General features: G+C 67.3%; 23 protein-coding genes. 17 read left to right on the top strand and 6 right to left on the bottom strand.

What is annotated here, in order from left to right:
• Positions 1–84 precede the first annotated feature (84 nt).
• The 3 genes from ACYVN4_RS08620 (at position 85) to ACYVN4_RS08610 (ending at position 2681) form a co-directional block, all read left to right on the top strand.
• Positions 85–564, top strand: a complete 480-nt coding sequence (locus tag ACYVN4_RS08620) for a MarR family winged helix-turn-helix transcriptional regulator (RefSeq protein ID WP_460719027.1) — start codon at positions 85–87, stop codon at positions 562–564.
• Between the two features lie 141 nt (positions 565–705).
• Positions 706–2295, top strand: coding sequence for an FAD-dependent oxidoreductase (locus ACYVN4_RS08615; RefSeq protein ID WP_460719025.1), 1590 nt, complete (start codon positions 706–708; stop codon positions 2293–2295).
• Positions 2292–2681: a 4Fe-4S binding protein gene (locus ACYVN4_RS08610; protein ID WP_460719023.1), complete on the top strand. Its 390-nt coding sequence runs from the start codon at positions 2292–2294 to the stop codon at positions 2679–2681. Before ACYVN4_RS08615 ends, ACYVN4_RS08610 begins: the two co-directional genes overlap by 4 nt.
• A 296-nt stretch (positions 2682–2977) precedes the next feature.
• On the opposite strand, the gene ACYVN4_RS08605 is transcribed toward ACYVN4_RS08610, so the two are convergent.
• Entirely contained in the window at positions 2978–4486 is a 1509-nt protein-coding gene (locus tag ACYVN4_RS08605; protein WP_460719021.1) for a PucR family transcriptional regulator, read from the bottom strand.
• Positions 4487–4651: 165 nt separating this feature from the next.
• On the opposite strand from ACYVN4_RS08605, the gene uraD reads away from it, so the two are divergent.
• The 10 genes from uraD to ACYVN4_RS08555 all read left to right on the top strand — a co-directional run bounded on the left by uraD (position 4652) and on the right by ACYVN4_RS08555 (position 13159).
• Positions 4652–5167 carry a 2-oxo-4-hydroxy-4-carboxy-5-ureidoimidazoline decarboxylase gene (gene uraD / locus ACYVN4_RS08600; RefSeq protein ID WP_460719019.1) on the top strand — a complete coding sequence of 172 codons (516 nt, stop codon included), beginning with the start codon at positions 4652–4654 and terminating at the stop codon, positions 5165–5167.
• 10 nt (positions 5168–5177) lie between these two features.
• The gene (locus ACYVN4_RS08595; protein WP_460719017.1) at positions 5178–6530 is read left to right on the top strand and encodes an 8-oxoguanine deaminase; all 1353 of its coding nucleotides are present in this window, start codon (positions 5178–5180) and stop codon (positions 6528–6530) included.
• 300 nt (positions 6531–6830) lie between these two features.
• Positions 6831–8255, top strand: coding sequence for an NCS2 family permease (locus tag ACYVN4_RS08590; RefSeq protein WP_460719016.1), 1425 nt, complete (start codon positions 6831–6833; stop codon positions 8253–8255).
• A gap of 10 nt (positions 8256–8265) precedes the next feature.
• Positions 8266–9390, top strand: coding sequence for an XdhC family protein (locus ACYVN4_RS08585; RefSeq protein ID WP_460719015.1), 1125 nt, complete (start codon positions 8266–8268; stop codon positions 9388–9390).
• Positions 9390–9773, top strand: coding sequence for an allophanate hydrolase-related protein (locus tag ACYVN4_RS08580; protein WP_379363113.1), 384 nt, complete (start codon positions 9390–9392; stop codon positions 9771–9773). The genes ACYVN4_RS08585 and ACYVN4_RS08580 overlap by 1 nt, the downstream gene beginning before the upstream one ends.
• On the top strand, positions 9770–10567 hold the full coding sequence (locus ACYVN4_RS08575; RefSeq protein ID WP_460719014.1) for a hydroxypyruvate isomerase family protein: 798 nt from the start codon (positions 9770–9772) through the stop codon (positions 10565–10567). Before ACYVN4_RS08580 ends, ACYVN4_RS08575 begins: the two co-directional genes overlap by 4 nt.
• Positions 10564–11454, top strand: coding sequence for an NAD(P)-dependent oxidoreductase (locus ACYVN4_RS08570; protein WP_460719009.1), 891 nt, complete (start codon positions 10564–10566; stop codon positions 11452–11454). The genes ACYVN4_RS08575 and ACYVN4_RS08570 overlap by 4 nt, the downstream gene beginning before the upstream one ends.
• On the top strand, positions 11451–11657 hold the full coding sequence (locus tag ACYVN4_RS08565) for a hypothetical protein (RefSeq protein ID WP_460719005.1): 207 nt from the start codon (positions 11451–11453) through the stop codon (positions 11655–11657). The genes ACYVN4_RS08570 and ACYVN4_RS08565 overlap by 4 nt, the downstream gene beginning before the upstream one ends.
• Positions 11658–11674: 17 nt before the next feature.
• A complete protein-coding gene (locus tag ACYVN4_RS08560) occupies positions 11675–11824 on the top strand; it encodes a hypothetical protein (RefSeq protein ID WP_460719003.1) in 150 nt (49 codons plus the stop codon).
• Positions 11825–12013: 189 nt separating this feature from the next.
• A complete protein-coding gene (locus ACYVN4_RS08555) occupies positions 12014–13159 on the top strand; it encodes a glycerate kinase (RefSeq protein WP_460720529.1) in 1146 nt (381 codons plus the stop codon).
• Positions 13160–13216: 57 nt separating this feature from the next.
• Here the strand turns inward: ACYVN4_RS08555 and ACYVN4_RS08550 are convergent, their stop codons facing one another.
• Together ACYVN4_RS08550 and ACYVN4_RS08545 are read right to left on the bottom strand one after the other, a co-directional pair.
• The gene (locus tag ACYVN4_RS08550) at positions 13217–13504 is read right to left on the bottom strand and encodes a hypothetical protein (protein ID WP_460719001.1); all 288 of its coding nucleotides are present in this window, start codon (positions 13502–13504) and stop codon (positions 13217–13219) included.
• 236 nt (positions 13505–13740) lie between these two features.
• On the bottom strand, positions 13741–14376 hold the full coding sequence (locus ACYVN4_RS08545; protein WP_460718999.1) for a TetR/AcrR family transcriptional regulator: 636 nt from the start codon (positions 14374–14376) through the stop codon (positions 13741–13743).
• A gap of 66 nt (positions 14377–14442) precedes the next feature.
• Here ACYVN4_RS08545 and ACYVN4_RS08540 point away from each other — a divergent pair, with 66 nt between their 5' ends.
• The 3 genes from ACYVN4_RS08540 to ACYVN4_RS08530 all read left to right on the top strand — a co-directional run bounded on the left by ACYVN4_RS08540 (position 14443) and on the right by ACYVN4_RS08530 (position 16949).
• Positions 14443–15093, top strand: coding sequence for a 2-oxoglutarate/malate transporter (locus tag ACYVN4_RS08540; RefSeq protein WP_460718997.1), 651 nt, complete (start codon positions 14443–14445; stop codon positions 15091–15093).
• A 72-nt stretch (positions 15094–15165) separates the two neighbouring features.
• A complete protein-coding gene (locus ACYVN4_RS08535; RefSeq protein ID WP_460718996.1) occupies positions 15166–15819 on the top strand; it encodes a response regulator transcription factor in 654 nt (217 codons plus the stop codon).
• A complete protein-coding gene (locus ACYVN4_RS08530) occupies positions 15816–16949 on the top strand; it encodes a sensor histidine kinase (protein ID WP_460718994.1) in 1134 nt (377 codons plus the stop codon). Before ACYVN4_RS08535 ends, ACYVN4_RS08530 begins: the two co-directional genes overlap by 4 nt.
• Here the strand turns inward: ACYVN4_RS08530 and ACYVN4_RS08525 are convergent.
• Together ACYVN4_RS08525 and ACYVN4_RS08520 are read right to left on the bottom strand one after the other, a co-directional pair.
• Positions 16943–17326, bottom strand: a complete 384-nt coding sequence (locus ACYVN4_RS08525) for a hemophore-related protein (RefSeq protein ID WP_460718992.1) — start codon at positions 17324–17326, stop codon at positions 16943–16945. The genes ACYVN4_RS08530 and ACYVN4_RS08525 overlap by 7 nt on opposite strands.
• An 88-nt stretch (positions 17327–17414) precedes the next feature.
• Complete coding sequence (locus ACYVN4_RS08520; RefSeq protein WP_460718990.1) at positions 17415–18524, bottom strand: lycopene cyclase family protein; 1110 nt, start codon at positions 18522–18524, stop codon at positions 17415–17417.
• Between the two features lie 94 nt (positions 18525–18618).
• Here ACYVN4_RS08520 and ACYVN4_RS08515 point away from each other — a divergent pair, with 94 nt between their 5' ends.
• Positions 18619–19563 (top strand): hypothetical protein, encoded by a 945-nt coding sequence (locus ACYVN4_RS08515; RefSeq protein ID WP_460718988.1) that lies wholly within the window; start codon positions 18619–18621, stop codon positions 19561–19563.
• Between the two features lie 69 nt (positions 19564–19632).
• On the opposite strand, the gene ACYVN4_RS08510 is transcribed toward ACYVN4_RS08515, so the two are convergent.
• On the bottom strand, positions 19633–20397 hold the full coding sequence (locus tag ACYVN4_RS08510) for an SDR family oxidoreductase (RefSeq protein WP_460718986.1): 765 nt from the start codon (positions 20395–20397) through the stop codon (positions 19633–19635).
• Positions 20398–20421: the final 24 nt, after the last annotated feature.

Below are 20421 nucleotides of genomic sequence, written 5' to 3'. Positions count from 1 at the left end.
CTTCGATAAGATTGGTAGGAACCTGACGAACTCGAGTGTGCGTGATTGTCAGGAACCTGTCAATCTCTGGAGAAGGGTGGTGCCGTGAGCAAGGACGGCCCGGGTAAGTCCACACAGGTGGACCCGCTGATCGAGGAGTTCGGCTGCGGCAATGGCGGATCCCTGACCTTCATGGTCCGCAAGGTCTGGCTGAGCATGCGCGCCTCGATCGGTGAGGTGCTGGTGGAGTTCGGCCTCACCTCGTCGCAGTACGCCACCCTGATGATGATTCAAGGGGAAGCGGGAATGTCGGTCTCCGATATCGCCCGCAATGTCGGCAGCACCCGCCAGGCCGCCAATGAAATGCTCGGCACCCTCGAACGCGACGGCCTCGTCGAGCGCCACCCGCACCCGACCGACCGCCGCACCCACCAGATCCGGATCACCGACGCGGGCCTGGCGCTCTACCAACGCGCCCACGCCGCGGTGAGTCGCCGGGAGAACGAACTGGAGGCCGACATCGACCCGGCGCAGCGCGCGGCCGTCCGAGAATGGCTGCTCGGCATGGCCGAAGCCTGCCGCTGATCCGTACACCTCGAAGGGCAAGCTGGATTCCACGACGTGGAAAATTCCGCTCCCATCAGATCGGCGTGATCCGAACCCTTCGGCGGAATCGACCGGCCGCCTTACCGTTCCGGGCACCAACTCTCCCGTGAGGACGTGCCGATGAGCGAACCATGGCAGATCAACACCGATGTGCTGGTGATCGGCGGCGGACTCGCCGCCTGCTGGGCGGCCGTGCACGCTCGGGAGACAGGCGCGGACGTCGTGCTAGTGGACAAGGGCTACTGCGGAACCAGCGGCGCGACAGCGCCTTCGGGCACGGGGGTCTGGTACGTCGCCCCCGAAGCCGACGCCCGCGCCAACGCCAAGGCCAGTCGTGAAGCCCTCGGCGGGCATCTGGCCGACCACTATTGGATGGACCGCGTCCTCGACCAGACGTACGCCAACATGAACCGGCTCGCGGTGGAGGGCCGCTACCCCTTTCCGGTCGACCCCGCCACCGGTGCCCAGTTGCGCACCGGTGTGCAAGGACCGGAGTACATGCGGCGCATGCGGGCATGGGTCAAACGGCTGGGCGTGCGGATCCTGGATCATGCACCGGCCCTGGAACTTCTGGTCGATACCGACGGTGTGGTGCGAGGCGCGGCCGGATATCAGCGGCAGGCCGACGCCGACTACCGCGTGACCGCCGGCGCGGTGGTACTGGCGACCGGCGGCTGCGCCTTCCTGTCCCGCGCCCTGGGTACCAATGTCGACACCGGCGACGGCGCACTCATGGCCGCCGAAGTCGGAGCCCGCTTCTCCGGCATGGAATTCTCCAACGCCTACGCCATCGTCCCCAAGGGCTCGACCATCACCAAGACCGCCTACTACGGCTACGCCACCTTCTTTCACGAGGACGGTCGAGTCCTCGAGGGCGCGGGTTCCACCAAGGGCCGCTCGGTGATCGCCCGAACCTTGCTGTCGGAGAAGGTCTTCGCGCAACTCGATCGCGCCGACGCCGAAGTGCAGACCCGCATGCGTCTCGGCCAGCCCAACTTCTTCCTCCAGTTCGACCGCCGCGGCATCAACCCGTTCACCGACCGGTTCGAAGTGGATCTCCTGGCCGAAGGCACGGTGCGGGGCACCGGCGGCATCGATGTCGTCGACGACGACTGCGCGACAACCGTTCCCGGCCTCTACGCCGCAGGCGACGCCGCCACCCGCGAACGCATCTGCGGCGGCTTCACCGGCGGCGGCAGCCACAACTCGGCCTGGGCCATGTCCTCCGGCAGCTGGGCCGGACGCGGCGCGGCGGCCTTCGCCCTGCGAGCGGGCAGCATCGACCCCGCCGCCCTGCGCGGGGCAGGCCAGGTCGGATTGCGCCCCGACACAGGCGAATCGGTAACCGCCGACGAGGTGGTCACCGCCGCCCAGCAGGAGCTGATCCCCTTCGAGAAGAACTACCTACGCCACGGCGACCGCATCCAACCGGCCCTGACCCAACTCGACGCCCTCTGGGATCGCGCCGTCCGAGGCTTGCATGGCACAACCGGTGCCGACCGCGTGCGCGCCCGCCAGGCCGCAGCCATCACGGCCGTCGGCCGCCTCATGTACCGATCCACCCTGGCCCGCACCGAAACCCGCGGCATGAGCAAACGCGCCGACCACCCCACCCAGGACCCGGCCCAACACCACCACATCCTCTCCGTCGGCCTCGACCACGTTCGGGTCACCACCTCGGCGGCCTCCGGACTCGCGGTGGCGTCATGATCGAACTGGTTCGTGCGGACGACTGCATCTCCTGCGACAAATGCGTCGACGTCTGCCCCACCAACGTCTTCGACCGCTCGGAAACCGGAATTCCGCTGATAGCACGGCAATCCGACTGTCAAACCTGCTTCATGTGCGAGGCCTACTGCCCGACGGACGCCCTCTACGTAGCCCCAGACGCCATCCCACTCGCCGACCCGGCAACCATCCCCGAAGCCCAAATCGGCCGCTACCGAGAACAACTCGGCTGGGGGAGAGGCCGCCGCCCCGGCAGCCTCCTCGCCATCGGCCCGGAACTCCCACACGGCACCCCACCTCCCCGCCGACCGGAGCTCACGTCGCGCGCGTCGGCGCTCGCGCCCCAGGGGACACCGCCGCAGGAGTGACCGACCCGGCACACCCGCCCCGATCGTGGCTCAGGCCCGGCAGTCTCGTCGCGACCAGGCCCGCATATGTCCCTGGCGCGCGTCCAACGGCCGCCCGACCTGGATCCAGGCCACACACAGATCGACCTGCCGCTGAATTGAACTCGATCGAGGCGTTCGGGGCATGGCCTGTGTTGGTTCCCGCTCGGGCCCCACCGATAGCGGCGGTGCATCAGTCGGGCGATTGATTCGGCACTGAGGCGTTGATCAATTCACGCCGCGGTGTGATTGGGGTCCACCGCGGCGGGAGGGGGCGGTCAGCGCAGGGCGAGAGCCAGGAAGAAGTCGACGCGGTCTTCCAGACGGGAGAGGTCGCGGTTGGTGAGTTCCTCGATGCGCTGGATGCGGTAGCGCAGGGTGTTCACGTGCAGGTGAAGCAGATCCGCGCATTTGGTCCAGGAGCCGGAGACCTCGAGGAAGGTTTCCAGGGTGTGGACCAGGTCGGCTCGGTTGTCTTGGTCGTAGACGCGCAGGGGGTCCAGGAGGCGGATGCGGAACATGCGGCGGACCTCGTCGGGGACGCTGGCCAGCAGGAGCATGTGGGTGGCCAGTTCGTCGTGGCGGACCACGCTGGTGGGCTGCTGGCGTTCGGCGGCCATGCGGCGGGCGTAGCGGGCCTCCTCGACCGCGCCACGCAGGCCCTCACCGTCGACGGCGCCGCTGATGCCGACCGCCAAACGGCTTTGTTGCAGGCCGGGTTCCAGCGCCTCGATGGCCCGGTGGATGTGGTCGTCGAGGGCCTGCTCGTCGCCGAGCGCGACCAGCAGGATGACTTCGCCGTCGACCACGCCGATGGCCGGGCTGCGGCCGTGCAGGATCTCGCGCAGCACCGCGCGCAGCTCACCCGGGCGAACTGCGCCGGAGCTGGCAGTGGCCGCGACCGCGAGGTAGCGATCCGACAGTCCCAGTCCGGTGAGTTCCAGGCGGGAAATGATGTCGGCCGGCTTGGCCTCGGACAGGATCAGTTCGATCAGTTCCTGCGCGAGCCGCCCTTCGGCGCTCTGCCGATCGTCCTGCCGTGCCCGCTCGAGGGACACGACCGCGGCCAGTTCGCCGATCAGCGCACGCCGGTCCTCGGGCCAGTCCTTGTAGTCGCTCTCGAAGACCAGGAACCAGTCCGCGATCCGCGAGGTCCCGTCGGCGTCCACCGCGAACAGCGAGTACCGGATCTGGCTGTGGGAAAGCACATGCGGCAGCCGTTTCGCGCCCAGGAAGGCGCTGCGCACCTGATCGGGCAGGTCACGGGTGGGCCCGGCGACGACCCGGCCGAGCGAGGACACGACCCAGCAGCGCGTGCCGAGCGTGCGATGCACGAGATCGAGCACCGAATCCAGACCGCCGCCGGACACCAACTGCCGGTGCCGATCGAGGATCGCGCTCAGATCCGCGGCCCGCCCGGAGGACAGCTGCCGGTTGATCTGCTCGGTGATCGTGGCGAAGGCGATGTGCTCGCCGACCTCGAAAAGTGGGATTCGGTGTTTCTTACAAGCGTCGATGAGATCCTCGGGCGTTTCGCCGAACAGCGCGCTGCCTGCTACCAAGGCGGCCACCCGCGCGCCAGCTATTTTGCTGACGAATTGCTCGCTGTCCTCGGGTTTCTGACGCCACTGCAGGCCAGTCAGCACAAACTCGCCGCCGGACAGATACCGGCTCGGATCCAACATGTCGGTGGTTACGACCCAGCGAACGAACCTGTCCAGCTCGTCCTCTCCGGTGACGAGCCGTAGGCCCAGGTCGCTCATGGTCAGCAGGGAACGTAACCGCATGATTCCCGAGGCTAACAGCCAGTGACGGCCGGGTTACCGAACTTGGATGTAACTACAAACGAGTCCGTGTGTTGCAGGCCACAGATTCGGATGTCTCGTCCTTTCGAGCATGACCACCGACCGGGTTAGGTAGTGGAAACACGCCAATGACGGTTTGGAGGTCGGATGTCGAGTCGCCTGGAATGGCTCGGTTCGCTGTCCCTGGAAGAGGCCGAGGCGCAGCTGCTGACCTGCAATGCGTCCCGCTCTTGGGCACGGAAGATGGTTGCGAACCGCCCGTACGCCGACGAGTCGAATCTGATCGCCGCCGCGGTGACCGGGGTCACCGAATTGGCTTGGAGCGATATCGAGGAAGCGCTTTCGGCGCATCCGCGTATCGGTGAGCGTACTGCCGCCAAGCATCAGTCCGAGCAGGAAGCCAAGTGGTCTGCCGACGAGCAGTCCGGCGCCAGCGATGCCGATGCGCAGGTCAAGGCGGATTTGGCGGCCGGTAATGTGGCCTACGAAGATCATTTCGGTCATGTCTTCCTGATCCGCGCCGCGGGTCGTAGCGCCGCCGAGATGCTCGAGGAGCTCCAGATCCGCCTCGGCAACTCGGTGCCCGATGAGCAATTGGTTGTCCGTCGCGAACTCGCCGACATCACCGGGCTGCGCATCCGCAAGCTCCTGGATTGTCAGTAGAGGACTGGACGTGAGCAAGCTCGTTATCGAAAACGCTTATATCGCACCGGTTGTCGGTGACGAGATCCCCAACGGCTATCTGATCGTCGGTGACGACGGTCGGATCGAAGCTCTCGGCGCGGGACCTGCGCCGACGGTGGTGGGTGCTGACCGCCTCTCCGGCACCGGTTGCCTGGTAACCCCGGGCCTGGTGAATACCCACCACCACCTCTACCAATGGGCCACCCAGGGCCTGTTCCAAGACGCGACTCTGTTCGAGTGGCTGACCGGTCTTTACCGGCTGTGGGCGACCATGGACGCGGAGATCGTGCACGGCGCGGCCCAGGCCGGGCTCGGCTGGCTGGCGCTGACCGGCACCACCACCTCCACCGATCACCACTATCTGTTCCCGCAGGGCCGTGGCGATCTGTTCGAGGCGGAGGTGCGCGCGGCGCGCGAGATCGGCCTGCGCTTCCACCCGTGCCGCGGATCCATGGATCGCGGACAGTCCCAAGGTGGGTTGCCGCCGGACGAGGTGGTCGAAGACCGTGACGCGATCCTCGCCAATACCGAGGAGATCATCCGCACCTACCACGACCCGTCGTTCGATTCCATGCTGCGCGTGGCCGTCGCCCCCTGTTCACCGTTCTCGGTGTCGGAGGGGTTGATGGTGGAATCCGCCGCGCTGGCTCGCAAGCATGGAGTTCGCCTGCACACTCATCTCGCCGAGACACTCGACGAGGAAGAGCATTGCATCGAGCAGATGGGTTGCACGCCTGTCGAATACATGGAGAAGCTGGGTTGGCTCGGCGACGACGTGTGGTTCGCGCATGCGGTTCACCTGCACGACAAGGACATTGCCGCCTTCGCCAAGACCGGCACCGGCTCGGCGCACTGCCCGACCTCGAATGCCCGCCTGGGCGCGGGGATCGCGCGGGTCACCGACCTGCTCGCGGCCGGTGCCCCGGTCGGCCTCGGCGTCGACGGCGCTGCCTCGGCGGAACTGACCTCCATGGCCGGTGAGATGCGTCAGGCGCTGCTGTTTCAGCGTGCCGTGCGTGGTCCGCGGGCGATGACGGCGCGTCAGGCGCTCGAGGTCGGCACCTTGGGTGGTGCTCGAAACTTGGGGCGGCACAACGAGATCGGCTCGCTCGAGGTTGGGAAATTGGCCGATATCGCGGTCTGGCGGGTGGACGGCTTCCGGGCCGCGCTCGAGGATCCGGTGTGCGCGTTGGTTTTCGGGCCGCAGCCTCCACTGGCCCGGCTGCTCGTCGGTGGCAACACCGTCGTAGCGGACGACGAACTGCAAACCATGCCGCAGGATGCGGTCGGACGCGCAGGCGCCGACGCCCGCAGGCGAATCATGCGACAGGAGCACCGATGACGTTCAGATAGACCCCACCGACCTACCCTGACGATCCCCCGCAGTATCCGGAGAGCCACCCATGCTCTCCTAGACGCCTGCGATCGCCGCAGCGATTCGCGATGCCTGCCGCAGCGGGGCGGCACCGGGAACCCCACCACGGTTCCCGTGAGTCCGGAAAACAGCCTCCGGAAAAGTTGATTAACAGGGGCAAGTCCGTATCTAGCGGTAAAGACCCCACAACAAGCATCACCGAATCCGCGGCTCGGGACATCCCCAGCATCCGTGCCGCTGGTCGGCTACGCCCATAGGAGGGCAGCCATGACCCAGACTCAGTCCCCGATCACGACGTCGGAAACGCGGGTAAGCCCGCTCGACAAACTGTTTCGGTTCACCGAGCGCAAGACCACACTATCGCGTGAAATCCGCGGTGGCATCACGACATTCGTCGCTATGGCCTATGTCATATTGTTGGTGCCGCTGATCCTCGGCGGTGTCACCGATATTCACGGCGACAAGTTGAGCATCGCTCAGCTGACCACCACGACCGCCTTCTCGGCGGGTCTGACCACCGTCCTCATGGGCATCGTCGGCAATGTGCCCCTCGCATTGGCCGCCGGTCTCGGACTGGTCCCCGTCGTCGCCTTCCAGGCGGCACCGCACATGACCTGGCCGCAGGCCATGGGCCTGGTGGTGCTGATGGGCATCGTGATCGTCATCCTGGCCGCGACCGGCCTGCGAACCATGATCATCAATGCCATTCCGCTGGCCATGAAGAACGCCATCGGTGTCGGCATCGGCATGTTCATCGCCATGATCGGCCTGGCGTCCTCGGGCGTGGTCGGCAAGGGCGCCGGTACTCCGGTGACCCTGGGTGTCGACGGGCATCTGTCCGGTTGGCCCACCGTGATTTTCGCGGTCGGCCTGCTGCTCATGCTCGCTCTGTTCATCCGCAAGGTGCCGGGCGCGATCCTGATCAGCATCGCCATCTCCACCGTGCTCGCGATCGTCGTCAACTCGATGGCGAAGATCGACCCGAAGCAGTGGGGCACCGTCGTGCCCGAGAAGCCGAAGTCGCTGTTCGCCGCACCGGATTTCGGTCTGATCGGCCACATCGACCTGTTCGGTGGTTTCGCCACCGCCGGTGCGATGACCGCCACCGTGGTGCTGTTCACTCTGGTGCTGACCGGCTTCTTCGATGCCATGGGAACGGTTTTCGGCGTCTGTGACGAGGCCGGCCTGGTGGACGAGAAGGGTCAGGTGCCCGGCATGGGCAAGATCCTGACCGTCGACGGTGTCGCTCAGATCATCGGTGGCGTCACCGGCGGTGCGGGTTCCACGGTGTACGTCGAGTCCGCGACGGGCGTCGGTGAGGGTGCCCGTACCGGTCTGGCCAGCGTGGTGACCGGCGGATTGTTCTGTGCCGCAGTGTTCTTCACCCCGATCGCGGCCGTGGTGCCGATTCAGGCCGCCGCCCCCGCCCTGGTGCTGGTCGGCGCGCTCATGATGACCCAGGCCCGCAAGATCGACTGGAACGATCTCGAGATGGCCATCCCGGCCTTCCTCACCATCGTTCTCATGCCCTTCACCTACTCGATCACCAATGGTGTCGGCGCCGGTCTGATCGCCTTCACCGTGATCAAGCTCGCTCGCGGCAAGTTCCGTGAGATCCACTGGCTGGTGGCCCTGGTGAGCGTCGTGTTCGTCGCCTACTTCGGCATCAACGCCATCGAAATGGCCTTCTAGGGAGTCAGCAATGCGTGACATCGCGGCACAACTGCTCGAATGGCATGAGGCGGGCAAGGATTACGCCCTCGCCTCGGTCATCGGGATCGGTGGCTCCGCACCCCGACCGATCGGCGCGGCCCTGGCCGTGGATGCCGACGGCACCGTCATCGGAAGTGTTTCCGGTGGCTGTGTGGAGGGCGCGGTCTACGAGTTGTGTCGCGAGTCGCTGGCAACCGGCCGATCTTTTCGGGAAACGTTCGGCTACAGCGATTCCGACGCCTTCGCGGTGGGATTGACCTGTGGCGGAACCATTCAGGTGTTCGTCCAGTCGGTGACCGAGGCCAATCGCGATGCGGTGGACAAGGTCCTGCGAGCTGAGGGGGAGGCCGTCGCACTCGTGCGCGACCTCGACAGCGGCGCCATCATGGCGCTGGGCACCTGGTGGACCGCCGGAGCCGAATTCGACGAGCGGGTAGTAGCGCAAGCCCAGGCGCTGCTCGATACCGGCCAGACCGCGGTGAGGACCATCGGCTGTGAGGGCAGCCAGGTCACCGTTCTCGTCGAATCCCATGTGCCACCACCGCGGATGATCGTCTTCGGGGCGATCGACTTCGCGGCAGCGGTGGCAAAGATCGGCAAGTTCCTCGGCTACCACGTCACCGTGTGCGACGCGCGGGCGGTTTTCGCCACTCGCGCTCGTTTCCCGGAAGCCGACGAGGTGGTCGTGGAATGGCCCCACATGTATTTGGCGCGGACCCAGGTGGATGCCCGGACCGCGCTGTGTGTACTCACTCACGACGCCAAATTTGATGTGCCGCTACTGGAGGTGGCACTTCGCCTGCCGGTGGCGTACGTGGGTGCGATGGGTTCCCGGCGCACGCACGAAGATCGTCTCCAGCGACTTCGTGCGGTCGGGATGACGACAGCCGAACTGGCGCGGTTGAAGTCGCCCATCGGACTCGATCTGGGCGGGCATACGACGGAGGAGACAGCCGTCTCCATCGCCGCCGAGATCGTCGCGGTCCGCCGTGGGGGCTCCGGGATTCCCCTGGGCGCCTACGGCGGACCGATCCACCGCGACGCGATCGTGGTGCCGGAAGTGACCGTGCCGGATTCCCCGGACGGGCTGCTAGTGAAAGAGGAACCACGGTAATGCCTTTGATCTTCCTGAACGGGGGTGCCATGCGCGGCGGACCCCTCAACTACCTGCTCGAGGGCGCGCCCTTCGCCGGAGAGGTCAAGACTGCGCCGCAGTACCGGTTCTATTCCGTCGACGACCGTTTCCCGGGCCTGCACCCGGTGGCCTACGGTGGCGTGCCCATCGCGGGCGAGCTGTTCGATGTGCCCATGGAGGTGCTGCGTAACCGCCTGTTGCCCTCCAAGTCGCCGAAGCTCGAGCTGGGTGTGATTGCCTTGGACGACAACCGCTCCGTGTTGTCGATGATGTTGCGCCGCCCGACCCTGGCCGATCCGGAGATCGTCGACATCACCGATTTCGGGAGCTGGCAGAGCTACCGGGAGGAACTCGCGGGATGAAGTACACCGCCGACGGCGCGCTTCGGAAATTCGACGTGCACTGCTCGATCCTGTTCACCGACTCACCGCTGCTGGAGCGTCCTGCGGCGGCGAAGGCGGCGGGGTTCGACGCGGTCGAATTCTGGTGGCCGTTCGGCGAGAACCCGGTGCCCGGGGACAAGGAGGTCGACGCGTTCGTCGCCGCCGTCGCCGATGCCGGGGTGCAGCTCATCGGGCTGAACTTCATCGATCTGGTGCCCGTGGGACGGGGACTGGTGTCCGTACCCGGACGGGAGCAAGAATTCCGGGACAATATCGACGTGACCGTCGGAATCGCCGAGCGGCTGGGATGCCGCTCGTTGAATGCGTTGTACGGCAACCGGATTCCCGGTGTCGATCCGGCGCTCCAGGACGAGCTGGCGCTCGAGAATCTCGCGCTGGCCGCTCGCGCCGCCGAGCGCATCGATGCGCAGGTGGTGCTCGAAGCACTCAATTCCCTTGAATCGCCGGACTATCCGATCGTCTCGGCCGCGCACGCCGTCGAGGTGATCGACGCCGTCGGCGCACCCAATCTCCGATTCCTCTGCGACCTCTACCATCTCGCCCGCATGGGCGAGGACCTCCACCGCGTCATTGCGACCCATGCCCCGGTTATCGGGCATGTGCAGATCGCTGACGTGCCCGAGCGCAGCCGGCCCGGTACCGGCACGCTCGACTTCGAGAGCCTGTTCGCCGCACTCGACGCCGTCGGTTACGACGGCTGGATCGGCCTGGAATACAAGGACCCCGAACACGATTGGAGTTGGATCGAGTGAGCAGCATCGGATTCATCGGCCTGGGCATCATGGGCGGACCGATGGCCGGTCACCTGGTGGCCGCGGGCCACGAGGTGACCGGCTACAACCGTTCGACCGCCGCGGTCGAGAAGCTGGTCGCGGCCGGCGGGATCGCCGCCGGTAGCGTCGCCGAGGCCGTGGACGGCAAGGACATCGTGATCACGATGCTGCCGCAGGACGAGCAGGTCGTGGCGGTGTTCACCGAGATCCTCGAGCACGCGAAACCCGGTGCGCTCTATATCGATTTCTCCAGCATCACGCCGCAGACCTCCGAATGGACCGCGGCCGAGGGTGCGAAGCGGGGGCTGCGGGTGCTGGACGCGCCGGTCAGCGGCGGGGAGCCGGGGGCGGTGAATGCGGCGCTGTCGATCATGGTCGGTGGGTCCGAGGCCGACTTCGAGGAGGCGACACCGATCTTCGCTGCCGTCGGTAAAACATACGAACTAGTTGGGCCTAATGGGTCGGGTCAGGTCGTTAAGGCCGCCAACCAGCTGATCGTGGGCGGCACCTACGCCCTGGTCGCCGAGGCCATCGTGCTCATGGAGAGCCTGGGAGCGGACGCCGCCAAGGGCCTCGACGTGCTGGCCGGGGGACTGGCGGGCAGCAAGATCCTGGAGCTGAAGCGAAAGTCCATGCTGGCGCGCGACTTCCGGCCCGGGTTCCGCATCGATCTGCACCACAAGGACATGGGCATCGTGACCGACGCCGCACGTCAGGCCGAGGTGACCATCCCGATGGGCGCGCTCACCGCCCAGCTCATCGCCGCCGCCCGCGCCATGGGCCACGGCTCGCTCGACCATTCCGCGTTGCTGCTGGTCGCCGAAGCTCTCTCCGGTAAGGCGAATTCCGGTGAGGCCGACGCGTGAACGACGTGATGACCCGCCCGCCGCACTGGCTCGACCGGCATGGGCACGGTGAAATGGCCTGGCCCGCCGGTTGGGTGATCGAACGCTACACGGTGCAGGTGCCCGTCGTCGGCGCTGGCGAGCCGACCTGTGTGCCCAACGGAACGGGCACGGATGCCGTTGCGGCACAATCGGAATGCGAGTCGATCGGCTGCGGGCTGTGAGCCGTGAGGATTTCAGCGTGGCCAGCGAGATCGATCGGTCCGGCCGGGCTCGTGGCCTCGGCCGCGACGACTTCGGTTGGTTGCGGGTGAGCGGCCGTGCAGGCTGCGATCCGGTACGTGCCATCAGCCGTGACGAAGCGGCCCGAATCGAGGGCAGCACACGATGATTCGGTCATGTGACGAGATGCGCGGGCCGAGGCACTGCGGTAGCGCGGTGATCCAGCCACGAGGCGAGATGCGCGGGAGTCGACGCAGCGCGGTGGCGCGATGATTCACTCACGGGGCGAGATGCGCGGGAGCCAACGCGGCGGGGCGGAGCGATGATTCAGCCACGGGGCGGGGTGCGCCGGGGGTGGATGGAGGGGCACGTGATCGTGGCTCCCGACAAGTTCCGGGGTTCGCTCACCGCGCCCCAGGTCGCGGCGCATGTGGCGGCGGGGCTGCGGGCGGCGCGATCGGATGTGCCGGTGGTGACGGTGCCGGTCGCCGACGGCGGGGACGGGACGGTGGCCGCGCTGGTCGCGTCCGGGTACTCGGGCCTGCAGACGAATGTGACCGGGCCGGTGTGTAATCCGGTGGTGGCGTCGTTCGCGATGCGCGGTGACGAGGCCGTCATCGAGTTGGCGGAGGCGTCTGGACTGCGGCGGCTGCCGGGGCGGCCCACGGCCACCACCGCGTTGACCGCGACCAGCGCCGGGACCGGGGAACTCATCCGGACTGCGGTGCGGCGAGGCGCGCGCCGGGTGGTGCTGGGGCTGGGTGGCAGTGCGTGCACCGACGGGGGAGCGGGCATGCTTACCGCGCTCGGGGCCAAGCTGCTGGATGCCTCGGGACGTCCGATTCCGCCCGGCGGTGCGGCCCTGCGGCGACTGGCCCGCATCGATACCAGCGACCTGCTGCGGGTGCCGGTGATCGTGGCCTCCGATGTGGACAACCCGCTGCTCGGGCAGCGTGGTGCCGCACAGATTTTCGGCCCGCAGAAGGGCGCGGGGCCGCGTGAGATCGAGGCGCTGGAAGCCGGGCTGACCCGCTTCTCCGAGATCGCCCGGCGTGATCTGGGTGTGGACGAGGCCGATATGCGGGGTGCGGGCGCGGCGGGCGGTGTCGGGTTCGCGGCCCTGGCCTTCCTGGGCGCGACCATCCGGCCCGGGATCGAAATCATCCTGGAGCAGCTGGATTTCGCGCAGGTGCTGGCCGGGGCGCGGCTGGTGATCACCGGTGAGGGGTCCCTCGACGAGCAGACCCTCTACGGCAAGGCTCCGATCGGGGTCGCCCGCGAGGCGTGGCGCGCGGAGGTGCCGGTGGTCGCGGTGTCCGGGCGTTGCGAGATCGACCGGGACATGTTGCGCCGCTTCGGCATCGACGACGCCTACGCGCTGACCGATCTCGAACCCGATCCGCGCGTGTGTATCCGGCAGGCCGGAGCGCTGCTCGAGCAGCTGGCACGCGGTATCGCCGCCGATCACCTGGACCGCCAGTTGACCCGCAACCACCGGGGCTGACCACCCCATTGCCCGGCCGGGGGCCGCTGACCGATGAGGGGTCGGCGGCTCCCGCGCCTACCGGGTGAGGGCCCGCTCGACGACCGCGCTGTAAATCGCGGTCTCCCAGGGCTCACCCTCCCCGTCCAAGATGTCCTCCAGTAGCGGTGCCCGCGCGAGACTCCCCGACCCGTAATGCCCCGACGCCCCGGCACTGGCGATCACGGCATAGATGACGGTGGCATACACCTCGGACCGGGACGCCGTCACCACACCCCCATTCGATTCGTAACTGCGCAATCGAGCCTCCACAGCGTCGATCACGTCACGCAGCGCACGAATCTCGACATCCGGCCGCCCGTCCATCTCACCAACCCCCTCGTGCGCCTCGATGCCTCCCCGGCAACGATCTACCGGTCTTTCTGGATAGCGGAAGGTCGAACATTGTTGGAACCTCCCCGATTCGGGAACGCGAACACCAACAGCACACCATCAGCGACCCGACCGAGACAGCAGTTCGGCGATATCGTGCCGATGAATTTCAAACCCCCAGTACGCGTTCCGTTTTCACGTAAAATGCAGCGCGACTCGGTGAATGCCGTCTATTCCCCGGGGCGAAGCAGTTCCCGCTCCAACGCCTCGATCCACCAATCCTCCACGCGTTGCGGCGACCAGCCCCGCTCGATGGTCAGGGTGTTGTACACGTCGATATTGCACAGCGCGGCATAGACATCGACGGCGGTGGTCAGCTCCACACCGGATCGCAGGGTGCCCGCCGGCCATCCTCCGAACACCTGCGTGCGAGTCTGATCCGCGATGCGCCGGGCCTCGTCGTACACGTTGGTCAGATCGGGTTCGTGACGGCCCGCCTCGCGAATCACGACGATGAGATCCGCTGCGCTCTCGAATAGTCGGCGGTCGTAGCCCGCCATCGCCGCCAGCTGCCGGCGGGGGTCGGGCGCGGTGTCCAACTCGGCGATCATGCGGTCGGGGTCGGCCGAAAGATCGGCGGCATCGACGAGAGCCCGCACCAGTCCCACCTTGCTCGTGTACGCGGCATACACGGTGGGCACGGAAACACCCGCCTCCCTTGCGACCTCACGCACGGTCGTGGCAGCCCACCCCTTGGCGAGAAACAGTCGGCGCGCGGCGTCGGCGATATCGGCGTGCGTCTGCTTGGCCTGTGCCATCCGGCGCAGGGATTCGTAGGGCCGCCGGGGCGGCTGCGAGCTCGTCATTGTGCGCCCACCTTACCGCGCATATATTGACTAGAGTAGTGTTCAAGTGAATTAGGGGTGGTCTGAATGGCTTTCACTGTCTGGGCGGGTCTGGCCGGATTCGGGTTCGTGCTGCTGGCCGTCGGGATCAATGTCATCTACGTGCGCTACCAATTGCCATTTCCCTTGGCGGCCGGAGGATTCGACGTGGTCGCGGAATCGTTTGCCGCGGTCGGCCCGGCGTTGAAGCGGCCCTCGGTGGCGGCACCGGCGGCATGGGTGTGTACGACGGTGTTCGCCGCGGGCATGCTCTCGGTGCTCGGGGGCGGCGGAATCAGCGGGCAGCCTTGGGCGCTCGTCGGGTTCGCGGGCGTGCTTATGCAGAACGCGACCTTCGCGGTGGTGGAAGCGTTGCGGTTTGCGATGGCGGAAGGGGCCGTACGCGATCGCAACAGCATCGCTGGATTGTGGACTCTCAGCAATGTCTTGCTCGGCTTCAACCAGGTCTTTTTGGCTCTGGCATTACTCGGGTTCAGTGCCGCGGGAGCCGGGACGGGGTTCCTGGCCCCGTGGCAGGTGGTGCTCGGATATGTCAGTGCGGCGTTGCTTTTCGTCTCGGCATCGATCAGCCCCTATAACGCCACCGGCACCGCGAAGGGCGGCTTCATCGGTTTCGTCGGCTGGCTGGGTTGGGCGGCCTGGATCGTCGCCGCCGGTGTGACCCTGATTCGCCGCTAGCGGGCGGTGTGGTGGGCTCGATCCATCGGATCCTCACAGCGTCCTAACAGGTCGGGTGCGCACCATGATCGGATGCGAGTGCTGGTGGTCGAGGATGAGCAGTTGCTGGCCGACGCTATTGCGCGGGGGCTGCGGCGGCATGCGATGGCGGTGGATGTGGTGCTGGATGGGGCGGCGGCGTTGGAGCATGCCGGGGTCAATGACTATGACGTGGTGGTGCTGGATCGGGATTTGCCGGTGGTGTCGGGGGATCGGGTGTGTGCGGAGTTGACCGAGCGGGGAGCGGCGCGAATTCTCATGGTTACGGCGGCGACTGCGGTGGCGGAACGGGTGGCGGGGCTGGGGCTCGGGGCCGATGACTATTTGACCAAGCCGTTCGCGTTCGCTGAGCTGGTGGCGCGGGTGCAGGCGCTGGGTCGGCGGGCGCGGGTGGCCGTGCCGCCCGTGCTGGAGCGGGCGGGGATTCGGTTGGATGCGCATCGGTTCGAAGTCACTCGGGCCGGTGTGCCGGTGCCGTTGTCGCGCAAGGAGTTCGCGGTGTTGGCCGAATTGCTGCGGGCCGATGGTGGGGTGGTGTCGGCGGAGCAGCTGCTGGAGAAGGCGTGGGATGAGCACATCGACCCGTTCACGGGGGTGGTTCGGTACACCATCATGATGGTGCGGCGGAAGCTCGGGGATCCGCCGGTGATCGATACCGAGCCCGGCGTCGGGTATCGGCTGCGATGAGTATCCGGGCGCGACTGACCCTGCTGTACGCGGTGGCGTTTCTGCTGGCCGGGGCGCTGCTGATCGCGCTGATGTATTTGAACCTCTATCAGTTCATGGGTCGGCGGCCGGGTGCCAATGCGCAGGGGCTGGCGCGGCAGTATCTGGCCGCACGGCAGGTGACGATCCCGCACGAGGTGATTTCGGCGCTGGCGTCGCAGGCTGAACAGATGCGGCGGGAGACCTTGCGGACCATGCTGTTCCGGTCGCTGATGGCGCTGGGTCTGCTCGGTGTGGTGGCCGGTGGCTTCGGCTGGCTGGTGGCGGGGCGCGCGCTGCGGCCGTTGCAGCAGATCACTCTGACCGCACGGCGGGTGGCCGATCGCAGTCTGCACGAGCGCATCGCGCTGTCCGGTCCCGCCGATGAGATCAGGGATCTGGCCGATACTTTCGACGCGATGCTGGAGCGGCTGGATCGGGCGTTCGACGGGCAGCGGCGGTTCGTCGCCAATGCCTCGCACGAATTGAGGACGCCGCTCACTATCAATCGCACGCTGATCGAGGTGGCGCTGAGCGATCCGGAAGTGCCGGAGTCGACTCGGAAGCTGGGGGAGACGTTACTCGAGGTCAATCAGCGGCACGAGCGCCTGATCGACGGGCTGTTGGTGTTGGCGGGCAGTGAGCAGCAGCTCACCGAGTACAGCTCGGTCGATCTGAGCGAGCTGGCCGGGCGGTTGGTCACCGACAGTGCCGGGGAGGACGTCGAGATTCGAGGCGAGCCGGAAACCGCGGTAGTGCTCGGTGATTCGGTGCTGCTGGAGCGGCTCGTGCAGAACCTGCTGGACAATGCGATCCGCTACAACCGGCCCGGCGGCTGGGTACGAGTCGCGACTCGCACGGATGCGGCGAAAGCCGTTGTGGTCGTGGAGAACACGGGACCGGACATCCCTCCATCGGAGGTGGACGGGCTTTTCGAGCCGTTCCGGCGACTGGATTCGGCGCAACGGCTCGCGAGCGCGGGCCGCAATGTGGGGCTGGGACTGTCGATCGTGCGGTCGGTGGCGCACGCCCACGGCGGCGAGGTGCGGGCGGCGGCCCGGCCCGAAGGCGGGCTCACCGTCACCGTCACCCTGCCGCTCGCGGATCAGTAGTTGTGGCAACTGTCGACGACGGCCTGCATGGCCGCCTTCTTCTGCTGGAACTCCGGTGAGTTCTGCGCCTGCTGCATCTTGTCGCGCGCGTCCGGATGCGCGTTGATGAACTCCTGCACCTTGGCCTTGCGCTGATCGACCGGCAGGCTCAGCAGCTCCTGCAAGCGGGCCTGCTTGGCCGAGTCGGCGTCGAGCTTGGCGGCCGCGTCCGGGGCCTGCGCGTGGATCGCGGCATCGACCTGGGCGTAGGTGCAGGTGGTGTTGACCAATCCGGATCCGTTCGCGGGCTGCGCCGAGGCGAGGCCGGGAATCAGGAGCGATCCGGCCATCACCAGTCCGCTACCGGCGAGAACGATACGTGTGCTGATCCGTGTCATGTTCGGCTGACCCTTCGTTGGATGTGCGCGCCGCGCAGGTTGTTTCGCGACCGGGGAACAGTCCATCAATCGGGGTGTTTGCGGGGCGCTAGGGAATCGCGGGGAGCGTGACCGCGGCGGCGAGGCGGCGGCGCAATCGCCAGGGCAGGGCGAGAAAGAGTTTCGTCATTGCCGCCGTGGTGCCGGGCAGGTCGTCGCGGCCGGAGAGGTAGGCGCGCTGGGCGGCGGGCGGGAGGGCGAAGAAGGCGTCGAAGAAGACCGGGATATCGGTGGGCGGCAGGGCGAGCAGGGCGCGTAATCCTGCCTGGCGCAACAGATGTACGGCGCGGGTCGAACCCGGCCAGGTCGAATCACCGGCGACAACGGTGTCTGCCAGGCGCAACGATGTCGCGACGCTGTAGCCGGTGGCGGGGTGGGTGAGTGCGCCCGCCGCGCCGAACGCGGAAGTGGTGGCGCGGCCGCCTCGGAGCGGGAACCGCACCCGTTCGATGGGTTCCTCGCCCGTGAGAGTGATTCCACGGGAACGCAATCGGTGGTGCAGCCGGTCGCGCAGGTCGTCGGGGGAGAGGGCGGGCTTCCCGGCCAGGCACGTTTCTTCCAGCAGGATACGGTCCGCGCCGACGGGGACGGCATAGAGGAACGAGCGGGGCGCTTCGGGTGCCGCGCCGTTGTCATTGCGCCAGTCCATGAAGAAGGCGTCCGCCTCGGACCACTGTTCGCGGTCGACGATCACTCCGAAAGCGGTCTGCTCGGCGAGCTTCTCGGAGCGGCCGATCCCCCGGGCGTCGATGATGCGCGCCGCGGGCAGAATCCGGCCCGAGGCCAGCTGGACCGATGGCAGGTCGAGGCCGTGGGCGGCGTGGCGGGCAGCGCGGGTGATCCCCATGACGCGGTCCTCGATGAGCCGCGCGCCTGCCACATCCAGTGAGTCCTGAAGGGCGGCGGTATCGAAGACGACATAGCGTCGATCCAGTTCGACCCGCCGGTGCGTCCGGGCGACCGGTCGGTCCACGGTGGCGGCGATCGCCTCGGGCGCGAGCCACGCCGGCAACTCGTCCGCCCAGGCGGCATAGGTGGGCGTCCAGCGCCGCCCGGGCTTGGGATCGATCACCGTGACCGTGAGCCCGTGCGCGAGCGCACGGTGGGCGAGGGCACGCCCCGCGGGGCCCGCGCCGCAAATGAGCAGATCGTCGGTCACCCGGTGATTGGATCATGCCGCGCGGCCCGCATACGCTTCGGGAAGATGTGTGCCGGGCCGGGGAGGGTCCGGGTGGGCCGTGAAAGGTGAGCAGATGACGTATCCGCCCGGTGGCGATCCGAATGTTCCGGGGCAGGACCCGAATCCGGACTGGTGGGACCAGCCCGCGCAGCAGGCGGGCGGTGCGGGGCCGGTCGATCAGGGCTGGCAGCAGACGCAGGTCAATTGGACTGCGCAGCAAGGATATACGCCGGATGCAGGGTACGGGCAGCAGCCCGCGTATCAACCGGCGCCCGTGCCGCAGCCTGCGGGCTATGCGCAGCAGCCGGGATTCCCGCCCGGCGCGGGCTACGGGCAGCCGGGATTCCCGCCGCCCGGGCCGCCGAAATCGAAGACCGGGTTGATCGTCGGCGTGGTGGTCGGCGCGGTCGTGGTGTTGGCGATCGCCGTGGGCGGGATCGTGCTCGTCTCCAAGAAGGACAACGGCTCCCCGGCCGCCGCCCCGTCCACCGTCGAGACGACGCTGACCACCTCCGCACCTCTTACCACCCGAAGCGCGCCGACGACCAGCAAGGCCGCACCGGCTGGTAAGCGTTTCAGCTACACCGAGTACGGCCAGGACTGGAACTTCCAACTCGGTGCGGTCGCCTTGCAGGCCAGCTATGTTTCGGGCCGCGATTACGATTCGTGCGCGCAGATCGAGAAGGCGGGCAAGCTGACCGGACTCGGCTGCCGGGCCGCCTCGGAGATGGCGTGGAAGGCCGAGAACGGTGAGCTCATGCTGACCCAACTGGTGCTGACCATGTCCGACGCGGACAAGGCGGCCGCCGCGAGCGGCAACTACGACGACACCGATGTCGTGATGCCCGCGGGCAGCTACATCGCCGACTTCGAGACCGGCAAGTGGATCGACGGCGACCAGGGCACGTTCCTGGTCATCACCGAAGCCACCGCCACTGCCGCCGTGGACGAGGCGACGGTCAACAAGTACCTCAAGTACCGCAGCTCGGACACCCTCGGCGCGCTCGCCTTCCGCTGAGCCGCCCGCGGTGGAACGACGCGTGCCCGGCACCGGATTCCGGTGCCGGGCACGCACATTCGAGGTCGCTCAGATGCCGCCGGTGGCGAGCAGCCCGCCGTCCACGCGCACGGTGGTGCCGGTGATCCACGCCGACTCCTCGGAGGCGAGGAATCCGATCAGCGCGGCCACATCCTCGGGCGTGCCCAGGCGCTTCATCGGGTACACCCCGGCCGCGGCCTCCTCGTCCGCCGAGTACAGCGCATCGGCGAACTTCGTCTTGATCACGCCCGGAGCCACCGCATTGACGCGAATCTTCGGCCCCAGCTGCCAGGCGAGCTCCTCGGTGAGCCGAATAAGCGCCGCCTTGGAGGCACCGTAGGCGGCAATGACCCCGGTGGACCGCAGCCCCGCGACGCTGGCCACGTTCACCACCGCGCCGCCGTGCTCACCCATCCACACCTTGTACGCTTCCTGCACATAGCCCAGCGCCGCAACGACATTCACGTCGAAGATCTTGCGCACGGCCTCCAGATCAGCGTCCATCAGCGCCCCGTACACCGGATTGATCCCGGTGTTGTTGACGAGCACATCCAACGACCCGAACTGCTCCACCGCTGTCCGGACCTGCTCGGCCCGAGCCGCCGCATCCCCGGAATTCCCTGCGACCGCGACCACCTTCCCGGGATGCCCGAGCCCCCGCAGCCGCTCCGCCGCCTCCTCGAGCGCCTCCGGCTTCCGCGCCGAAATCACCACGTTCGCCCCGCGCCGCAGCAGCTCGGTAGCCACCCCGAACCCGATCCCACGGCTCGCCCCGGTCACCAACGCACTCTTGCCCACCAAGTCGTCACTCATGTGCAGGCACGTTACGTCAGTCAT

This window comes from Nocardia heshunensis (genome assembly GCF_054782115.1).
The sequence above is the reverse complement of the archived record's forward strand: the minus strand, read 5'-3'. Positions and strand labels throughout refer to the sequence as shown.